The 20858-nt window shown below is 39.9% G+C and carries 12 protein-coding genes; all 12 read right to left on the minus strand.

The features are described from left to right. Positions 1-47: 47 nt before the first annotated feature. The 12 genes from AC1DND_RS00300 to AC1DND_RS00355 all read right to left on the minus strand — a co-directional run bounded on the left by AC1DND_RS00300 (position 48) and on the right by AC1DND_RS00355 (position 20848). Positions 48-1643 (minus strand): SusD/RagB family nutrient-binding outer membrane lipoprotein, encoded by a 1596-nt coding sequence (locus AC1DND_RS00300; RefSeq protein WP_477578147.1) that lies wholly within the window; start codon positions 1641-1643, stop codon positions 48-50. A gap of 18 nt (positions 1644-1661) precedes the next feature. Further along, positions 1662-4940 carry a SusC/RagA family TonB-linked outer membrane protein gene (locus AC1DND_RS00305; RefSeq protein WP_477578149.1) on the minus strand — a complete coding sequence of 1093 codons (3279 nt, stop codon included), beginning with the start codon at positions 4938-4940 and terminating at the stop codon, positions 1662-1664. A 186-nt stretch (positions 4941-5126) separates the two neighbouring features. Then, entirely contained in the window at positions 5127-6194 is a 1068-nt protein-coding gene (locus tag AC1DND_RS00310) for a FecR family protein (protein WP_477578150.1), read from the minus strand. A gap of 752 nt (positions 6195-6946) precedes the next feature. Then, positions 6947-7501: an RNA polymerase sigma factor gene (locus AC1DND_RS00315; protein ID WP_477578152.1), complete on the minus strand. Its 555-nt coding sequence runs from the start codon at positions 7499-7501 to the stop codon at positions 6947-6949. 193 nt (positions 7502-7694) lie between these two features. Then, entirely contained in the window at positions 7695-9578 is a 1884-nt protein-coding gene (locus AC1DND_RS00320; protein ID WP_477578154.1) for an alpha-amylase family glycosyl hydrolase, read from the minus strand. Between the two features lie 107 nt (positions 9579-9685). Then, complete coding sequence (locus AC1DND_RS00325) at positions 9686-11062, minus strand: MFS transporter (RefSeq protein ID WP_477578155.1); 1377 nt, start codon at positions 11060-11062, stop codon at positions 9686-9688. Positions 11063-11168: 106 nt separating this feature from the next. Beyond that, the gene (locus tag AC1DND_RS00330; protein ID WP_477578157.1) at positions 11169-13013 is read right to left on the minus strand and encodes an alpha-amylase family protein; all 1845 of its coding nucleotides are present in this window, start codon (positions 13011-13013) and stop codon (positions 11169-11171) included. Beyond that, positions 13010-15328 carry a glycoside hydrolase family 65 protein gene (locus tag AC1DND_RS00335; protein ID WP_477578159.1) on the minus strand — a complete coding sequence of 773 codons (2319 nt, stop codon included), beginning with the start codon at positions 15326-15328 and terminating at the stop codon, positions 13010-13012. Before AC1DND_RS00335 ends, AC1DND_RS00330 begins: the two co-directional genes overlap by 4 nt. A gap of 123 nt (positions 15329-15451) precedes the next feature. Further along, positions 15452-16150 carry a beta-phosphoglucomutase gene (pgmB, locus tag AC1DND_RS00340; protein ID WP_477578161.1) on the minus strand — a complete coding sequence of 233 codons (699 nt, stop codon included), beginning with the start codon at positions 16148-16150 and terminating at the stop codon, positions 15452-15454. Positions 16151-16241: 91 nt separating this feature from the next. Beyond that, the gene (locus AC1DND_RS00345; RefSeq protein WP_477578163.1) at positions 16242-18158 is read right to left on the minus strand and encodes a glycoside hydrolase family 13 protein; all 1917 of its coding nucleotides are present in this window, start codon (positions 18156-18158) and stop codon (positions 16242-16244) included. A gap of 63 nt (positions 18159-18221) precedes the next feature. After that, complete coding sequence (locus tag AC1DND_RS00350; protein WP_477578165.1) at positions 18222-19238, minus strand: SusE domain-containing protein; 1017 nt, start codon at positions 19236-19238, stop codon at positions 18222-18224. A 20-nt stretch (positions 19239-19258) separates the two neighbouring features. Then, positions 19259-20848: a RagB/SusD family nutrient uptake outer membrane protein gene (locus tag AC1DND_RS00355; RefSeq protein WP_477578167.1), complete on the minus strand. Its 1590-nt coding sequence runs from the start codon at positions 20846-20848 to the stop codon at positions 19259-19261. Positions 20849-20858 lie beyond the last annotated feature (10 nt).

Consider the following 20858-nt stretch of genomic DNA (forward strand, 5'->3'; position numbering starts at 1 on the left):
ACACTGCATAAGCAATGTCGGCTGGTAAAAAACCGGGATGATATAAATTATTTATCCCACCAAACTCTACCTGCAAGGTTATCGCCACCTGGTACAGCTGCGGAAGCGGCCTTGTAGTTAACACCATTTTTAGCTGCTTCCTCTACTGGATAAGGGAAACGACGGGGAATAGTTCCGTTAGTAGCATTCCCAGGATAAACCACAGGCGTTAAAGTCGGGAATCCAGACCTGCGCCAATTAGACCATGTTTCGTAAAAATCCAACATGGTGCATGTGTGTAGCCAATATTGGGTATTAATCATTTCCAAACCATTAGCTGCGATGTACGGATTGGCAATGGCATAGGCATCGGCTACAGTGCTTGATATCGCCAGACTGGCATCGTATTGAGATAAGAAAGTGATACCAGCAGATAAACCATTAGCATAGTGGGCCGCGGCTGATCCACCAATTGCCCATCTTTGCGCAGCTTCTGCCAATAACAATTCACTTTCGGTATAAGTTAAGATAAAGGTAATACCATCTTTCTTAATCATTGCCGGGTTAGGTGATGAATAAGCAGGAAAAGTTGTATAAGAAGCATCTTGCCTAATATCCCTACCAGCAATACCACTTAAATCTTTCCCGTTAGGCATTCCTTTTTGAACAAGTGGGTCGGAACTGTAATTAGGATTTTGTGTCTTCGTGTTTTCATCAAGAAAAAGCCCTGTAACGGCAACTTTTCCTAAACGTGGGTCGTTTGCTGATTTTAATTTATTAATAAAATTTTGTGACCACTTCACATAATAATTTTCTTGTCCACCATCGCCAGCCAATACCTGACTGTTGCGGTTCTGCGTAACCCTTGCGCCTGATACATCGTGTTTAACGAAGGCATTATCATCATTGCTGGCCATGGTTTTACCAATTACCTTTTGTGCATAGGCTTTAGCTGTATTTTCATCAACCTTGGTTAAGCGCATGGCTATACGCAATAATAAAGTGTTACCGAATCTTTTCCATTTATTGATGTCTCCTTTATAAATGGCATCTCCAGTAACCTTATCACCATTCACATCCAATGCATTTGTTGCTTCTTCTACCTCTTTTAATAAATCGGTATAAATTGCCTGTTGCTTATCATATTTAGGTGCTAAATTACCTGTATAATAACCTTGTCCTGCTTCCGAATAAGGCACATCACCATACAGATCGGTAATACGTTCAAAAATTAAAGCTTTCCATAAACGTGCAACCTGGCGTACGTTATTATACTTGGAAGATCCTTTTGTAAATTCAACAATATCAACAATAGGTTTAACTTGTTCTACATAAGCACCAACGGAGGTACTGCCCCAATAAGCTGCAGTATAACCTTCATTAAGCAGATACTTATCTCCTGCCCAATAGCTTACAACAGTAGAAAGCCCCTGCATCATAGTAGATGAATAAATCAAATTCCCTCTCCAGGTATCGTAAGCGAAATCGATGCTCCCAGTGTAAGTAAGCTGAGCGGTAGTTAAGGTAAAATTAGTATCGAAAGAAGCTGCCCCATATGCAGAAGGGTTGGTATTGATATCTTCGAAATCTTTGGTGCAACCAGAGATTATTAACATGCCGATACAAAGTAACAGGCTATATTTTTTTAATATGTTTGTTTTCATTGTTCTGTCTGTTTAAAATTAAAGCTTCACACTAAGGTTTACGCCAAATGTTCTAACCGGCGGCACACCACCTAGTTCCAATCCTGGAAAAGTAGCATTGTAACTGGACTCAGGGTCGATGTTATCCGTCTTTTTCATCAGGATAAATAAATTTCGACCGACAAAACTTACATTTAAACCATGTATTTTGTTCTTGAACATTTTGGCTGGAAAGTTATAACCTAAGGTCATCTGTCTGAGCTTAATGAAACTGGCATCCTGTACAAATTTATTTGAAACATTATCTGCTGACAGCTGATAGTAAGTTGCTGCGGTATTGCCCAAGGCCTCACGGTTTTCCAGTGTAGCTTGATGCAAACCGAACACATAGCCATAATAATCAGTAGCAGAGAATACTTTTCCTCCCCATTTACCATCAATCAAAAATGATAATGTTGCACCTTTATAATTAAACTCGTTGTTCCAACCGGCAAACCATTTATTGTAAGCAGAACCGTATGCAACAAGATCGCCTCGTTGAGGTGCACCGTTTGCACCAAGCATGACTTTTCCTGCCGCATCATATTTGTAATCATATGCCATTACCTGCGAGGCGGCTTTGCCTGGAATGTTTTGTAAAAAGCCAACACCTGGCCGTGAGGTTGCAATAAGGTTTGAGGTTACACCATCAGCAAGAGAAATTACTTTATTATCATTGTAAGATCCGTTTAAAGATGATGTCCACACAAAATCTTTACTTTTTAACACCTGTCCGGATAGCAATAATTCAACACCTTTGTTTTCGATCTTACCAGAATTTAAAACGGCTCCACTATAACCGGTTGATGTCGATGTAGTAACAAAGGTGATTTCATCTTTAGAGGTTTTTTTATACCAGGTGAGATCGAGGTTCAAGCGATCTCCTAAAAAACGCATTTCGGTACCAACTTCCAATTCGGTTGCTTTTGATGCTTTTAATGCCGAATTTGGAATATTTACATTAGAAATAGTGCCTAACGGCAAACCATTTAACACTTCACTCCTTAAACTGTAAGTTAATAAAGTTTGATAAGGATCTGTTGCCTGACCAACAACTGCGTAGCCAGCCCTCACTTTACCAAAAGTTAAGAAAGATGGTTTCCAAAGTTCGGAGAAAACAAATGAGCCACTAACCGACGGGTAAAATACACTCAATTTATTGTCTTTACCTGGCGTTGCCAACGTAGAGAACCAATCGGTACGACCACTTCCTGTTAAATAAAAAATGTCTTTATAGGCAAGTTCTAAAGTACCATATACAGATTGGGTTTCGGCTACGGATGCTACATATGCCACAGATTTATTCTTGGCATTTAGAATATTATAAACACCGAAAACTGCAAAATCTGCCCCACTGTTTGTTGTCTGATTAACGTTTGTTCTACGATAACTCGCTCCAACATTCGGTGTAACAGCAAAATCTTCATCTATTTTAAAAGGTTTACCTACTAAAACATCCACATTCACATCGGCAAACTTAGTTGCCTGTTCTACAATTTTACCGGGTGCATAATAAGCGGTACCTGATGGTACCACGTTTTTATAGCTGTCAGTATAGGCGTCACGTCCGGCACGCCCCTGTAAAAACAGCCCACTATCAAAAGTATATTTAGCACTGAACGAACTGATTAAACGGTCGCGTTTGGTATCGTTTACAAACTCGTTTGCAGCGAACCAAGGATTGGTTGCATAAGCATTGCCTTTATTGTATTGGATTTCATTGCCATTTGCGTCTTTCCATGGCTTAAGATCATTTACGCTTACGCTTGTTGGTAAAAAAGCAACATTATAATTGGCATTACCTGCACCGTCTGAAACCATTGGCCTGTTTTTCGCCTGCTCTAAAATGTAATTCATGCGGGCATCGATAGTTAAGCGTTTAACCGGATTAAAAGTACCTGTAAAATTAAAAGACTGCCTACTTAAACCTGAATTTGGAACAACCGAATTATTATGAACATCGTTAGCTGATAAGCGGATGGTACCGCCATCAAAACTTTTGTTCAATGCCACAGTATTAGACCATGTACCCCCAGTACGGTAAAAATCTTCGATGTTGTTTTTCTGTGCAGTATAAGGTCTGGAAACACCATCAAACTGGATTACATTAGATCCATCTAATTTTGCTCCCCAGCTGGAACCACCCACCTGTGCCGCTGCAGCGGCATCAACGGGCTTTACACCATTGGCTCCCTGTCCATAAACATATTGCCAGTTGGTTCTGTCCATAACCTGTTCTGCTACATAATTACTATTAAATTCTATGCTGTTTCCCTTTCCACTTTTTGTGGTAATTAAAATTACACCTGCTTTTGCACGATAGCCATACAATGCCGATGCTGCTGCACCTTTCAGCACTGAAATACTTTCAATATCGTCAGGATTTAAGTTCCCAACAGCATCTCCTAAATCTGGAGCATTATCGTATTGGCCGCCAGAGTTACCATTGCCATTGAGATTATTTAAACCCACCGGTTTATTCTCCATCGGCACCCCATTAATTACATATAAGGGTTGATTAGTTTGACTTAAACTAGAAACACCACGGATGGTTACACTGGTTGCTGCTCCCGCGCCACCAGAGGTAGAACTGATATCCAGACCAGCCACTTTACCAACCAAAGAGTTGGCCACATTATTTTCCCTTGCCTGGGTTAGCGTTTCACCACTAACTTGCGTAACAGAGTAACCTAAGGCCCTTCTTTCTTTTTTGATACCCAAAGCAGTAACCACCACATCGGTAAGCTGTTTGGTATCTTCTGATAATACGATATCGATATTGGTCTGCGAACCGATGGCAATTTCCTTGGTTTGAAAACCAGCATAAGAAATTACCAGAATTGCATTTTCAGGCGCATTTAATGCAAATTTACCATTCACATCGGTAGAAGTACCAATGCCTGTTCCTTTTACCCTAACACTTGCGCCAGGCAAAACCCCTCCAAGGGCATCTTTAACGGTTCCTGAAATCGGGACTTCTTTATTTTTGCTAATTACAATTAAGCCACCATCCGAAACAGAATATTTCAGGTTGGTTCTGTTTAAAATGGCTGCCAATACATCTGTTACCAAAGTATTGGTTACAGTAATGCTTACATCCTTGTTTACCGGTACGTAAGAAGAGCTGTAAACAAAATGGTAACTGCTTTGCTGCTCAATAATCTGTAATACCCTGGCCAGTTTTGTTTTCTTAACATCCAAAGAAATTTTTTCCTGAGAAAAAACCGATGCCGAAACATTAAGACAGGTAATGAAAACCATAATACAGGCTAGTTTCATTAGCATAATGAATTTTAGAAGCGCTTTATATTTTGGGCGCCCTTGCAGTAAGTAATAATAAATCATATTTTTGTTTTTTTGGTTGCATAAAGTTCTTGGCAGCAATCTGTTTGCGCATAAACTGCCATTAATTAATCAAAAGAGAAATTGTTAAGGGCGGTGCTCCAACACCGTCCTTTTTTCTTTCTATTTCGAGATGGTTACCTGTTTTCCTTTTATCTCATATTTAAAATTATTTTCAGTGTCTTTTAAAGCTTGTAAAACCTGTTCGATACTTTCGTTTGTTATGGTCGCTGTAAAGCGGTATTTTTCTATTGAAGGATCTGTAAATCTGATTTCTACGTTATACCATTTTTCTAGAACATTCCTAATCTCATCAAAATCCTGATCGTATATTTCGATCCGGTTCTGCGTCCAGGCGGTTTCTACAATGGTGCTGTCTTTAATCTTTGTGTAATGGTTAATGGTAATTTCGGGCTGTAAAGCAGTAGGTTTAAGCAATTTGCTTTTTTGTTGCGGAGCAACGCTCTTATAAAAAGTAACTTTCTGACTTGGTTTTAAAGTAATGGTTCCGCCATTTCCATTTACGGCTTCCATGGTAATTAAGCCACGGATTAAAGTTGCTTCTGAAGTTGTTTCATCGGGATATGCTTTCACATTAAAAGCAGTACCCAGTACATTGATGTTAAAATCGGCCGTGTGCACTTTAAAAGGTTTATTTTTATCGTGAGCCACATCAAAAAAAGCCTCACCCCTTAGGGTAACCTCTCTGAATTGATCGTTGAAACCTTTGGTTATAGATAAAGAACTTTTTGCGTTTAATAATACAGATGTTCCATCCTGAAGTTTAATTTTTTTACGCTCACCACTTTTTGTGGTAAAGGTGTAAACCTCCGTTACAGCATTTTTTGTATTGTTATACTTAAAGTATGTGTTATAAACCAATACTGAGCCAAGCACTAAAGCTAATGCTGCAGCTATTTTAAGCCATAAATAACGGTTCAGTTTAACTACTTTTTCTGCTGGAAACATACTTTCCTTCAGGCTTTCTGTTTGTTTATTTAATGGGCGTTTATTCCCGCTCAATATCACATAAAGTTTTTTTGCTTCTGCAATTACTACAGCCTGCTCAGGGTGGGCATTAATGTACTTCTCCCAATATCCAACGCAAAGCTTATCTGTTTCAGCACAATACTGCTGAAAAGTACTATCGACAAGAAAATCTTCTGCATTGAATTTACTTCTATCAACCATTCTAATTTGCCTTTTATATATCAGTGCCCAAAAGCTTTACTTTTTCCTAAGGAAATTTTAACTTTTTTTTAAGATAGCGGAATATGTGCCCTGAATATAGATAGAACGAAGAAATTTAATTTGTAGGAATGCCGATTAAGAAATACAAAGGAGTTAATCCGCTCAAGGTTCAAGCAGTTTTTATGTTTTTTTTCTGCGAAAGCAATTACARAAGCATTTGGGTTTGATAGTCCTGCTATCCGCTTTATTTCATATCGCTCCTATCAGGTTTAGGTGGCCGAGGCTGTATTACTATTGAAGGTTGCAGGGAGCAGAAGGATTAAATGCCAAGAACCACACACCCAGTTCCCTAAACCTGGTAGTAACGGAAATCCTTTTTATTGCTTAAAAACCATATTAACTATAACGTTTATTTGCAATAAAAAGATTGGAGTGCATAACGGGACTACAGCACCTACGGAGACAGGAATGTTCGTTTTTCAAAATATAAAATCCACTATCTCAAACTGGCAGACTGTGAGGATAGAAAGGCTTCAGAAGTTTTAAGTATTAATTTTTTGGACGTTTTAACACGCTATCCGCTGTATCTTTTGGCTTTCCTTTTACGGGCTCAGGATGACACCAAAAGGATGCCGCTCCTATCGTTAACGCAGATTTTCTGCCCAAATCAGAAGTTTATAAAGGAATTGAACTAACTGCAAAAGATCTCTCTATTCCGCTGCGCTGCGATCGAGATGACGAAATGCGGAGATTTACGCATTAAATTCTTTCCTTAGGATTTTAAGGGCGTCGTAGATGGTATTATATGCCGTTTTTATGGTTTGGTTGCTCTGCTCGGCAATCTGTTCGTAGCTTAGTCCGTCAAAAAATTTTAAATGGATCAACTGTTTTTGACGGAAGGTTAATTTTTCTAGCGCATTTTTGAGCTGATGTTGTACCAGTTCGTCGCTTTGTACCTTAACAATAAACTCTTCGTAGCTCATTTCCATCCAATCGCCATCGGCCCCTGCATTAAAAAGTGCATCGTTAATTTTACGCTTTCTTTCTAATATTCTGAGCAGTTTGCGTTTAAGGAAGGTACGCAGATAGGCTTCAACATTATCAACACGGGTTAGGCTTTCGTGTTTCTCCCAAATGGTGGTAAAAACAAGGTCGGTAGCTTCACTTGAAGTATCGGCATCGGCACAAACCCTGATCCCGAAATTTACGAGCGAGTAATAAAGTGCTGAATAAAGGTCAAAAAACGCATCTTTATCGCCAACCCGTAACCGTTCCCATAATAAGTGATGCGCTAGTTTACTGTTCATTAGCCTGTTAGTTGTTATCGCAATATTAACTAAAAACAACAAGATTATTACGCGCCGATTTTTATCAATGTGAAAAAAGTTTGTTGGTGGAGATTTATAATCTCGATTTTATTACAGTTTATTGACAATCTGCCAAAGGATTAAAAATCCTTAGTTCTAAGGAGGACGGGATTACAAATTCCGACCAACGATTTTACTTTAAAGCTGTTTTACTGAAAATGTGATATTCTCCCGGTGCTAAAGTTCTGTTATAGCTATTTGATGAAAGGTTTATGCTGCTTCCAACCGCATCCACCCAAGTTCCTGATGAACCAAAATCAATATTGGCTATCTGGTGCACTACATCAAAATTCCCAACCACTACAACCGTATTCGCACCTTCTGTTAATTTAATGAACTTGATTCCACCAGCAAGACTATAGGTTGAGCTTGTTGAATTAAAAATGGTATTGTTCTTTTTCAATCTGATAAATTTAGCGTAAACATCATATAATGCTTTACGATTCGGATCGGCGTAATAATCCCATTTAATTGGTTTTTCGCCTGTTCTTCCATTAAAATCGATACTTACATCGTAACCCAATTCTCCAAACTGCCAGATCATTTTTGGTCCGGGGAYACTAAATAAAAATGCGGCTGTTAATTCTTCTCTTTTTAATGAAGTGGCTAAATTTCCTTTAATTACATAACTGCCTGAAGCATTTCCATAAGTAATATTCTTAAAATTTAATCGCTCTTCGTCGTGACTTTCGCCATAGCCAACCAAATTCTCTGACTTGGCAAACCCATGATTGGCATAAAAACCCCACTGAAAATTAGAATTATCTAACCAGCCCATGGTTGCTTCGTTCATGTTGTAATTCATGTTGTTCCAAAGCATCATACCCTCATCGGCCAAAACTTTTTCTTCAGCTTCCTCAGCAAAGTGCTCCAAAATCACATAAAAATTAGGATCTAAACTTTTGATAAAACCATTATAATCTTTCCAAATTGCAATCCGCCCGGCATCGTACAATCTAAACTGGTCATCACTAGTTGACGATTTCTGTGTAAATCCTTTCGACAGATCGAAACGGAAACCATCAATTTTATATTGCTGCATCCAAAATTTCATCACATCTTTCGAGAACTTTTTAGTAGCCAAATTTTCATGGTTAAAATCATACCCCACATTAAATGGATGTTTTGCATCAACATTAAACCATGGACTAGCATTGGTTGGCTTAGCGCCATCAAAATACAATTGCACCATAGGCGATTGACCGAAAGAGTGGTTTAGCACCATATCCATAATTACCGCAATTCCTTTTCCGTGGCATTCATCAATAAAGTTTTGTAGCGCGGTTTTAGTCCCATAATATTTATCAGGGGCAAAATAAAACGACGGATTGTAGCCCCAGCTCAAATTACCTTCAAATTCGTTTACTGGCATTAACTCAATTGCGTTTATGCCCAAACCGATCAGATAATCGAGTTTGGCCAGTGTTGAGGCGTAGTTATGATCGGTGGTAAAATCGCGAATCAACAATTCATAAATCACCAGGTTATCTTTAGCCGGGCGGGAAAAACTGGTGTTTTTCCAGGTGTAAGTTGACTGATTGGCCTGCATTACACTTACAATACCGGTTGTTTTACCCGCTGGATAGGCTTTTAAGTTTGAGTACGTTGCTGCAGTAATGTATTTATCATAATCTGGATCGAGTATTTTCTCGCAATAAGGATCGGCAACTTTTAAGTTTCCATCTACATAAAACTGGTAGGCATATTCTGTATTGGGGTTTAAATTATCTACCTGAATCCACCAATAACCCCCATCTGGTGTATTTTTCATAGCTAGCGTTGTGGTAGACCAATCGTTAAACTCTCCAATTAGCGAGACTGACTTTTTACCTGGTGCATATAATGTTACTATCGCCGATGTTCCGTTGTTGATAAATACCACGCCATCTCTCGCCCCGGCAGGTAAAGCCGCTGTTTGATTTGTTGGCGTTGGTTCTAGGCTAACATCTGTAGATGCTTTTTTACAGGCGCTATTAAACGCTACTACCAATAACAATAGGTAAATTATTTTTTTCATTTGGTTAGGGATTTTACAATTTCCAGGCACAGTTTATCTCCTCGGTCTGTGTCCCCACAGACCGAAATACTATTATAGTGGTCTGTGGGGACACAGACCACGGAATATTACACCGATCTATTTTCTTCTAACCCAAGTTTAGAAGCCAAGACCTCGTCTGTTTTCTTTGGTTCACGGATAAATACAAAACAGATTACAGCAGCCAGAATCATTAAACCCCCACCCAATTGAACTGCCAAAAGCCTATCGTTATTTAACACATTACGCATTAACCAACCAAAGCCTAATGAGGCCATAATCTCTGGCAGTACGATAAAAAAGTTGAAAATGCCCATGTAGATCCCGATTTTATCTTTGGGCAGAGAACCGCTCAGCATGGCATAGGGCATAGAAAGTATACTGGCCCAGGCAATCCCCACACCAGTCATGCATAAATACAGCATATTTTTATCGTGCACCCAGGCTACGCTGATTAAACCAATGGCTCCACAGATTAAACAAAGGGCATGTGTGATTTTACGGCCCAGCGCATCGGCAATTTTTGGCAGCACCAGTGCGAAAAGAAAAGTAATAACACTGTAGTACGCGAGTGTTAAACTTCCAAAATCTGCACCATGCGCATAAACCGGATCAGCAGCATCTTTTCCACCAAAAACATTCACGGCAACGGCTGTGGTATAATAAAACCACATTAAAAACAAACCTGGCCAAGTAAAAAACTGCACCAAAGAAACAATCTGCATTCTTTTTGGCATATTCCTTAAGGCATGAAAAATTTCTCTCGCACCACCACCAAAACCTTTATTGCTTTCTTTTACTTTTTCTTTAAAATCTACATCCTGAGGTGGGTATTCTTTAGTGGTAAAAACCGTCCACAATACCGCGGCGAAAAAGAAAAATGCACCGATATAAAAAGAAAACTTTACATTTTCAGGAATACTCCCCTGTTCTGCAGTATTGGTTAAGTGGAATACGTTGTTCATAATCCATGGCAATGCTGATGCTACACTTCCACCTAAACCGATCATCATACTCTGCATAATGAACCCGCGGTTAACCTGACTATCGGGTAATTTATCGGTAACAAAAGCGCGGAAAGGTTCCATTGCAATATTCCCAAAAACATCCAGAATCCAAAGTAAACCAGCGGCCATCCACAACACACTGCTATGTGGCATAAAAATTAATGCAATACTGCTTACAATGGCCCCGATCATAAAATAGGGTCTTCTTCTACCCCATTTTGGGTGCCAGGTACGGTCGCTCAGGTAACCAATAATAGGTTGTACCAATAAGCCGGTTAAGGGCGCGGCCAAAAACAATAACGGAACCTGATCGGGATTAGCGCCAAGGTTTTCGTAAATACGGCCCATGTTTGCGCGCTGTAAATCCCAACCGAACTGAATCCCAAAAAAACCAACGCTCATGTTGATGATCTGTACGAGTGTTAATTTCGGGTTCTCGAATACTGTTTTTAAGCTCATTTTGCATTGTTTAAGCGCTAAGCGCAGGGCGCATGGCGTTATATATTTTGATTATACAATTAATGTTCAATCGCTAACCGCACGCCGCTTGACGCACCACTAGTGGTTAAAACGCTATTACCTGTGCGCTAACGGGCGTAACGGTTACGGGTATACTTGTTCCTGCCGGGATATTTAATTTTCTGTCTGTTAACAGATCTGTAACCGGAACTGAATGTTTAACTTTTAAAACCTGATCAGGGATTTCGATATTGGCGGTTAAGGTTTGTGTCCGATCAAAATTGGCCACTACCAATAAACGCTGTTTGCCAGAGTAACGGATAAAAGCATACATGTGCTTATTCATATTACCTGTAACCGGCACCTCATAAATTTCGCCATTCATTACGGCATCGCTGGTTGAAGTAACTTTTAATAACTGTTGGTAGTAAGCACGTAATTTCTGCTCGTTTTCACTTAATTGCTTACCATCAAAAGCGCCATTATTCATCCATTTCTGGTGATTGGGAACACCCCAATAATCAAAAATAGTGGTTCTGTTGTCGTCGCCGCCAAATCCTTCCTGACCTTTTCCAGGTTCGCCAACTTCCTGACCGAAATAAAGCATCACCGGCCCCGAGCCTAATGTTGCCGAAACAACCATTGCAGGTAAAGCGAGTTCGGCTTTCCCTGCAAATCCTGCTGATGCAATGCGTTCTTCATCGTGGTTTTCTAAAAAGCGCAACATGTGTTTGCCAAAACCAGCACTTTCTACCTGCCACACCTGTTTAATCGCAGCCACATCTGCAGTTGGTTCATTTCTGATCAGTTTTTTAAGTCCATCGTACAAACCCACTTTATCATACAAATAATCGAATTTACCTTCGTCTAAATATTGTTTGTAAACTTTTGGGTTGTAGGCTTCTCCGATAAAAATTAAATCAGGATTCACTTTTTTAACCTGTGGAATTACCCAGTTCCAGAAAGCAATAGGCACCATTTCGGCCATATCACACCTAAAACCATCCACCCCTTTATTGGCCCAATAAGTTAAAATATTGCGCATTTTTAGCCAAACCGGCGGAATGGGATCGAAATATTGCTTTTCGCCATTCTGATAATCTACGCCATAATTCAGCTTAATGGTTTCATACCAGTCGTCATATTTAGGCTGTGCAGAAAGTACATTGTTACCGGTAGCTTTTGCAGGGTTTTCATTAAACTTACCATCCTGTAAAATAGAAATAGGTGTTTGCTTTGCACCACTTGTTGGCACTGCAAATGGCTGGCCAGGGTTATAATAAAAATCGTTTCTGGCACTAAAAGCTTTGGTTACATCATCCTGGGCACCAAAATCGATTATATTTTTTGGTTTTGCATAAGAGTGATAACTTCTGGCTACGTGATTGGGCACAAAATCGATCAGCACTTTTAAGTTTTTGGCATGTGTTCTTTTCACCAGTGCTTCAAACTCCTTCATTCTACTTTTAACGTCAACAGCCAGATCGGGATCTACATCGTAATAATCGCGGATGGCATAAGGCGAGCCCGCTCTACCCTTTACCACATCGGCATCATCAGGTTTAATCCCATAGGCAGAATAATCGGTTAAACTTGCGTGGGCAAGTGCACCTGTGTACCAAACATAATTAACACTGAGCTCTTTTATACCATCTAAAGCTTTATCGGTAATATCGTTAAACTTACCAGAACCGTTCTGCTCAATGGTACCGTAGGGCGTATTTGTGCTGTTTTTATTCCCAAATAAACGGGGTAATAACTGATAAATAACGATCTGTTTATCGTTCATTTTTGTACGCTGTTTTTGTGCAAAGGATGGTGATGAAATAAGTAAAAAGAAAATTGCCACAATATAGGCTACCGCATTAAGATTGCTTCGTTCCTCGCAATGACGATCAGTCGAGGCAAATCTCCATCCGTTTTCCATTTTACATTTTACCTCTACAATCATACCAACGCTGCGTTATTTACTTCAATTTCGGTATTTCCGGCCAATTTATAAAACTGGTTTCTGATACCGATTTCTAAATCAATGGCTGCATTGTTTTTGATGCTGATACCGTTCTCGGTAATATTAATCTTTAAGGTAGCTCCCCTAAAGCCGATGGTAAACGAAAAAGATTTCCATTTGCCTGGCAAGAAAGGATTAAACTGCAATTTACCATCACGCACACGCATGCCCGCAAAACCTTCTACCACACTCATCCAGGTTCCAGCCATCGAAGTGATGTGTAAACCATCTTCGGTATCATTGTTATAATCATCCAGATCTAAACGGGCGGTACGCAAGTAGAATTCGTATGCACGTGATTCATCATTTAATTTTGCCGCTAAAATACTGTGCACACAAGGAGACAATGAACTTTCGTGTACGGTACGTGGCTCATAAAAATCGAAGTTGCGTTTCAATGTATCCAGATCGTAATCTTCTTCAAAGAAATATAATCCCTGTAAAACGTCGGCCTGTTTAATGAAACACGAGCGTAAAATCCTGTCCCAGCTCCATTTTTGATTAATTGGACGTTCGCTGGCAGGAAGATCTTTCACCAAAGTTTGTTCTTTATCTAAATATCCATCCTGTTGTAAGAAAATGCCCAGTTTTTCATCTTGTGGATAATACATTTTCTCGATGATATCGGCCCAGTCAGTAAATTCCTTTTGATCGAAATTTAAGCTTTTTAACAGACTGTTGTATTTTTCGGGCTGCTGCGTTTTCACGATTCCGGCAGCTTCGGTAGCATATTTCATACACCAGGTAGCCAAAATATTGGTGTACCAGTTGTTGTTTACATTGTTCTCATATTCGTTTGGTCCGGTTACCCCAAGCATTACATATTGCTGTTTATCATTGCTCCAGTTAACGCGTTGTTTCCAGAATCGGACAATACCGATCAACACTTCTAAACCAAAATCAGTCAGGTAGCTTTCGTCACCAGTATAGCGGATGTAATTGAAAATGGCAAAAGCGATGGCGCCATTACGGTGGATTTCTTCGAAGGTAATTTCCCATTCGTTGTGGCATTCCTCACCGTTCATCGTTACCATAGGATACAATGCTGCACCGTCTTTAAAACCTAATTTTGCTGCATTTTCAATCGCTTTACCCAATTGCTTATGGCGATAAACTAACAGGTTTTTGCTCACTTCCTGTGGAGCAGTTGCCAGATAAAACGGCACACAATAAGCCTCTGTATCCCAATAGGTTGAGCCCCCGTATTTTTCGCCCGTAAAACCCTTCGGACCAATGTTCAACCGGTCATCTTTACCAGTATAGGTTTGAAAAAGCTGAAAAATATTGAAACGAATGGCCTGTTGAGCCGAAACATCACCTTCGATAATGATATCGCTTTCTTCCCACTTGCTCGCCCAGGCTTTAGTTTGTTCTTTTAACAAGGTATCGAATCCTTTACCAGATGCTTTGGCAATTACCGATTTTGTTTCTTTTAAAAGTGATTCTTTCGGGTAATTTTCTGAAGATAAATTCGCTGCGATTTTAACCAAAGTGATCTCTTCATTTGCTTTAACATTAAGAGAGATAGTTTGTCCCACAAATTTCTCTTTGTGGACAGCCTCAGGGTTGATGTCTAATTTCTCCGCATTTTTATATAGTTCAATATTACTCCCGGTACAAACCTCAAATTCAGTTTTCTTAGTTCTTAATTTAATGTAAGCTTCTGTTCCAGAAATTTCGTCCGCTACCTTATCCCAGAATTTTTCGTCGTAGTTGCTGTCCTGATTTTTAACATCGCCATCAATAAAAGGCGTTAATGTTAATTTACCATCGAAATTTAATGGCGTAATGTTATAACGGATGGCGCCAACTTCATCCTCAGCAATGCTGCAAAAACGGGTTGATTTAACTTTTAAGGTTTTACCGCTTTTTAATTTTGCAGTGAAGGTACGCTCCAGGTATCCGGCATGCATATTCAACACACGTTTAAAATCGCTTACCTCAGCTGTTGCCAGATCAAGGATTTCCTCATCTATTTTTACTTCGATACCTACCCAGTTAGCCGCGTTCAATACTTTTGCAAAATATTCCGGATATCCGTTTTTCCACCATCCCACACGGGTTTTATCTGGATAATAAACACCTGCAACGTAATTCCCAGGTAAAGTATCTCCAGTATAAGTTTCTTCAAAGTTGGCGCGTTGGCCCATACGGCCATTACCCAAACTGAAAATACTTTCCGAAATTTTATTTAAATGTGGATCAAAGCCTTCTTCGATAATATTCCACTCATCTGCTTTAATGTAATTTTTCATCCTTTTTTACTTTCGTCATTGCGAGGCACGAAGCAATCTCCTTTCAGCGCTTTCATCCTCACAATTGATTTGAATTTCTTTCGTTTTAAGATTGCTTCGTACCTCGCAATGACGGCCATAGGCCTATAAATTCTCTAAATCTTTAACTGTTAATTTGTCTAATCCGCTTACTACCACATCTGCCTGGCTAAGCACGCTTTTTTCGCCGATACCGATGGCTTTCATTCCGCCTCTTTTTGCAGCTTCTACACCCGCAACAGCATCTTCAAAAACCACACATTCATCAGGTGCAAAACCTAAAAGTTCGGCTCCTTTTAAAAATACTTCCGGATCAGGTTTTGATTTGGTGACCATGTTTCCATCAACTATTTCATCGAAGAAATGAGCAAGGTCTGTCTTCTCTAAAATAATCCCTGAGTTTTTACTTGCCGAGCCCAAGGCCAATTTGTAACCGGCCTTGTGAATCGCTGTTAAGAAATCAACCGTTCCGGGCAAAACTTCGGCCGGTGTCATTTTAGTGATCATATCTACATACCAGCTGTTTTTTAAACTGGCAAGCTCTTCTTTTTCGGCATCGGTTTTATCTACACCACCCCAAACGAGAATCTTATTTAAACTTTCTACCCGACTAACGCCTTTCAACTGTTCGTTCTGCTCTTCTGTAAAATCGAAACTCATGGTATTGGCCAAACGTTTCCAGGCTTTATAATGGTAAACTGCAGTATCTACAAGTACGCCATCTAAATCGAAGAGACAGGCCTTTATTGAGGCAGAAGGCGTAAGGTTGAAGGCAGAAGGTTCTATATGACTATTATTTTGCATCTTTATTATATTTTTTAGTACGTATCAGGTTTCAAGGCGTAGCATTTTTTTGGCAAGTGGCAATTACCTTCCGCCTTAAACCCTCAACCTTCTACCTTAATTCGAGCACCAAAGTGGTCTTGGCTGGCACTGTTATATTTTGAAAATTGATGTTTTCGCCGGTAATTACATTTTTGGCAGTTGTAATTCCTGCCGTTCTTTCGGCAAAACGATCGGTATTTAATGTTTTTTCTTTTTCAGTGTTGTTTACAATAACCATTACTGTCCCTTTTGGTTCTGTATTGTAGCGGAAATAAACGTAAATATCATCTTGCGGTACAAACTGCATCAATTTACCGGTTTGTAATGCTGCGCTGTTCTTGCGGAAATTGGCCAATGTTTTAACAAAATTGAAAGCTTCATTTTCTTTGCCTGTACGGCCATCGGCTATAAATTTATCCTTTTTATCACCTTCCCAGCCACCGGGAAAATCGGAACGGATCAGTCCATCGGGATTGGAAAAGTTTTTCATTAAAATTTCTGTTCCGTAATACATCTCGGGAATGCCCCGCATGGTTAAGAGAATGCTCATTCCCATTTTGTATTTATCGAAATCTTCGCCAACCATCGAATAGAAGCGGCTCATATCGTGATTATCTAAAAAGATGCAGTTGGTATTTGGGTTTTTATAGAGAAAATCGTGCGCTAAGGTGGCATACAAACGGTTAATTCCGTCTACCCAACCGTTTTTGCCGTTTATTCCTTCGTAAATTGCATCTTTTAAAGTGGCATCGGTAATTCCTTGCAAATGGGTATCAAAACCGCGGTTAACCGTATTGCCACCAGTAAAAAAGGCCTGGTTCGCCACAGCAGTTACCAGTGTTTCGCCAAAAACGGATAAATGTGGGAATTCTGCCTGAACTTTTACAGCCCAATCGGCCATATAAACCGGATCGTTATATCCATAAGTATCCAAACGTAAACCATCAATACCAGCATATTCGATCCACCAGATGTGATTTTGAGTCAGGTAATTCTGTACATAAGGATTGGTCTGGTTTAAATCGGGCATTGAAGGTACAAACCAACCATCTAACATCTGTTTACGATCTGCCGCAGCGGCGTGTACATCCATAACGGTCTGATCGCGGTAACTCGTTTGCGTATACTTTGGCCATTGGTTTAACCAGCTTTTCATCGGTAAATCTTTATAAAACCAATGTTGGGTGCCAATGTGGTTATGTACAATATCTTTAATCACTTTTAATCCTTTGGCATGGGCAATCTCTACATACTTTTTATAAAGCGCATTTGTTCCATAACGTGGATCTATCTTATAATGATCGGTTACTGCGTAGCCATGATATGAAGCTTGTGGCATATCGTTTTCTACCTCTGGTGTCATCCAAACTGTAGTTACGCCTAAATCTTTCAGGTAATCGAGGTGGTTGATTACACCTTGTATATCGCCGCCATGGCGGTAGTACATGCTATCGCGGTTTAATGCAGTTTCGGTTAAACCCTGAACCACATCGTTGCTTTTATCGCCGTTCGAAAAACGATCGGGCATAAGCAAGTAAATTAAATCTTTGTTGGTTACGCCCTGAATCCTTCCCGCACTTCTATCGCGGTTTTTTAATTCGTAAGTGTAACTGAATATTTTTTTTCCATTAACGACAAAGTTAATCGGGAATTTGCCGGCTTTGGCTGCCGCAGCAATTGTTAAATCGAGGAATAGATAATTTGGATTTTCTACTTTATTTACCTTAATGAGCTTAACCCCTGGATAACTTAAGGCCACTGTGGTATTGGCAATATTATCGCCATGCACCAGCAGTTGTAATTTAGGGTTGTGCATGCCTGTAAACCAGAACATTGGTTCTATCCGCTCCAGCTTTTGGGCAAATAGATTGTTTGTTAGAAAAACAACCAGTAGGGTAAAAATGGTTGTTATCCTTTTAAAAAAGGAAGTATTAGTATGATTATGAATTGGAAACGGATAATTTGGATGGGTATGAGATCTGTTCATGCTAAAACTTTAAAGATTTTAAAAAAGCCCCGCAGTATGTAACTGCAGGGCAGATAATAAGGATTAGTTTTTAACCATTGTAGCTTTTTTAGCGGCTACATCTAAAGTAATGGTATAAGTTCCGGGAACGGTTACGGCAATGTTATCGCCATTATTGGTTAAAGCAGTTATACTACCACCGAGATTAACTGTCCAATCGTGTTTGAACCTGAATTTCAATGCACCAGCGGTTAAGGTTGTTTTAACGGAGTAATTATTTGATTTTCCATCATTTACCACTTTCATGTCGGTATCATTGTTCCAGCCACCCAAAGTTGCGTCTCCAATAATCGACCATTCGTTCGGTGTTGAAAAAGCTATGGTTTTGGCATTTAAATCAACGGTTACCTGTTTTACTATGGCATCTGGCGATTTTAAGTTATCGCCTGCACTACTGCTGATTTTACCCGCACCAGCATCGCCATAGGCAATATCCCATTTTTTGGCAGGAGTGATTTTAAACTCCAGGTTTCCGGCGGTATAAGCAATCATTCCGGTATAAATACCATTGCTTGATAGCGAAATTAAACTGTCAGCAGTAGCAGGATCCCATCCTTGATAAGCCCCTGGAACATAAATCCATGCTGAAGCCAAATAAGGTGTAGCTGTTAAAGTGATCACGTTTGAGTAAGTTAAATCGTTTACGGCTGCTCCCGATTTCAACCTTACTTCAACCTGGGCGGCAACGCCAACTTTTCCACCTAAAGCCAAAATCATGTTGTTGATTTCGGTTACGGTTGGTGCATAAGTTTTTGCGGTAACCACTACTTCTTTTGGAGCAGCAAAGTTAGTGCCCTTTAACGCGAACTGTAAGGTTGAGTTTACTGGCACCACATAACCTGATGACGTAGCCAGTGGATAGCTTAATGTTAATGCGGCCTGCGCACCATTTGCCTGTACCAAACTCAATGTATTGGTAGAAGCGGTAAGTGTGCCTGCTGCCCCAATAATTGAAACCGTTTGTGTTTCGTCTTTTTTACACGACCAAAGCGACAGTGCTACAAAGCAAAAGGCCAAGGTTTTGAAAAATATTGATTTCATATCTTATTAAAATATTAAGATTAATAACCTGTGTTTTGAACCAGATTCGGATTGGCAATTAAATCTGCCGCTGGAATCGGATAAATGTTGCGGTAGGCAGGAATAGATGTTCCGGCTTTAACTCCACCTTTAAATGGCCATAAGTAAGTACCACCGGTAAATTTACCATAACGCACCAAATCGGTACGGCGGTGACCTTCCCAGTATAATTCACGGGCACGCTCATCCAAATAAAAATCGACGGTTAATGCAGCTGGAGTCAGATTACCTGATGCATTGCCATAAGCACGTTGACGTAAGGCATTGACATATTCGAGCGCTTTCCCTGCATCACCACCTGAACCACCACGGGCAACTGCTTCTCCGTAAATTAAATACTGTTCAGCCAAGCGGAAAATGGCAAAATCCAAAGAGCTGAATGTTCCGTTTAATGATGGAGGTATGGTGCTGTTACCAATGATGTTTTTAAATTTTGTAACACGCAATCCATCTGTAAATACGCCAATTTCATCAACTGTATTTTTTGCACCGAAGAAAGTACCGCGTTTATCTAAAGTTCCATTTGCATCTGGAAATAATGCAGGCAAATTCTGACGGGTCCTGTTGCCGCCCCAACCGCCGTTCGGCACACCATATGATGCTGTACCCATATCGGCATTAATACCTGCGTTGATCAGGAATGTGGTGCCTCCATAATTGGTACCTGTTACTCCATCGTAATTAATGGTTAAAATATTCTCGGTATTGTTAATGTTATTATCCGCTTTAAAAAGATCCATATAATTGGATTTTAAGCTATAACCCGCAGCAATCACCTTGCCCGAGTAAGTAATGGCTTCTGTATACTTTGCAGTTCCGGTATACACCTGTGCATTTAAATATAACCTGGCCAATAAAGCCCAATCAGCGCCTTTATCTGCACGGCCATATTCGTTGCCACGCGCATTGGCTAAATCACCCTCAATTGCTTTAAGTTCTGATTCGATATAGCTAAAAAGGGCAGCCCTTTGGATCTGCTTTGGGGCTACTTTACCGATTTCATCATTTTCGGTAACAAAAGGAGGATTACCAAAGGCATCTAAAAGCACCCAATATTGATAAGCACGTAAAAAACGGGCTTCTGCACGATATCTGGTAATATCTGCAGCATCGGTACCTGTAATGTTGCGTGAAGCCAATTTATCGGCTGTACTTTCGCGAATAAATTCGTTACAAACCGTAATCTGTAAAATACTTCTCGAGTATAATCCTCTTAAAAATTGGTTATCCACACTTGGTGTACCATAATCTAATTCCGGAATACCGGTATCTCCCCAGGCACAGATCGCCTCATCGGTTACCAACTCTTGTGAAGTCCAGAATAAACGCAGGAAATCTGCAAAACCCGAGTTCAATCCACCGATATCACTATTATCCGATCCTGTAGAACTGGTTAATGCATAAGCCGCATATAATTTAACCAAACCTTGTTTATAACCTGCCGGAGTAGCATAAACGGTTGCCGCAGTAACATCATTGGTGGGCAATACGTTTAAATCTCCTTTTTTGCATGAATTTAATGACAACAATAAAACACCTGATGCCAATATTATTTTAAATGAGTTTTTCATTTTTTGTCTC

This window comes from Pedobacter sp. 01N416 (assembly GCF_056399685.1).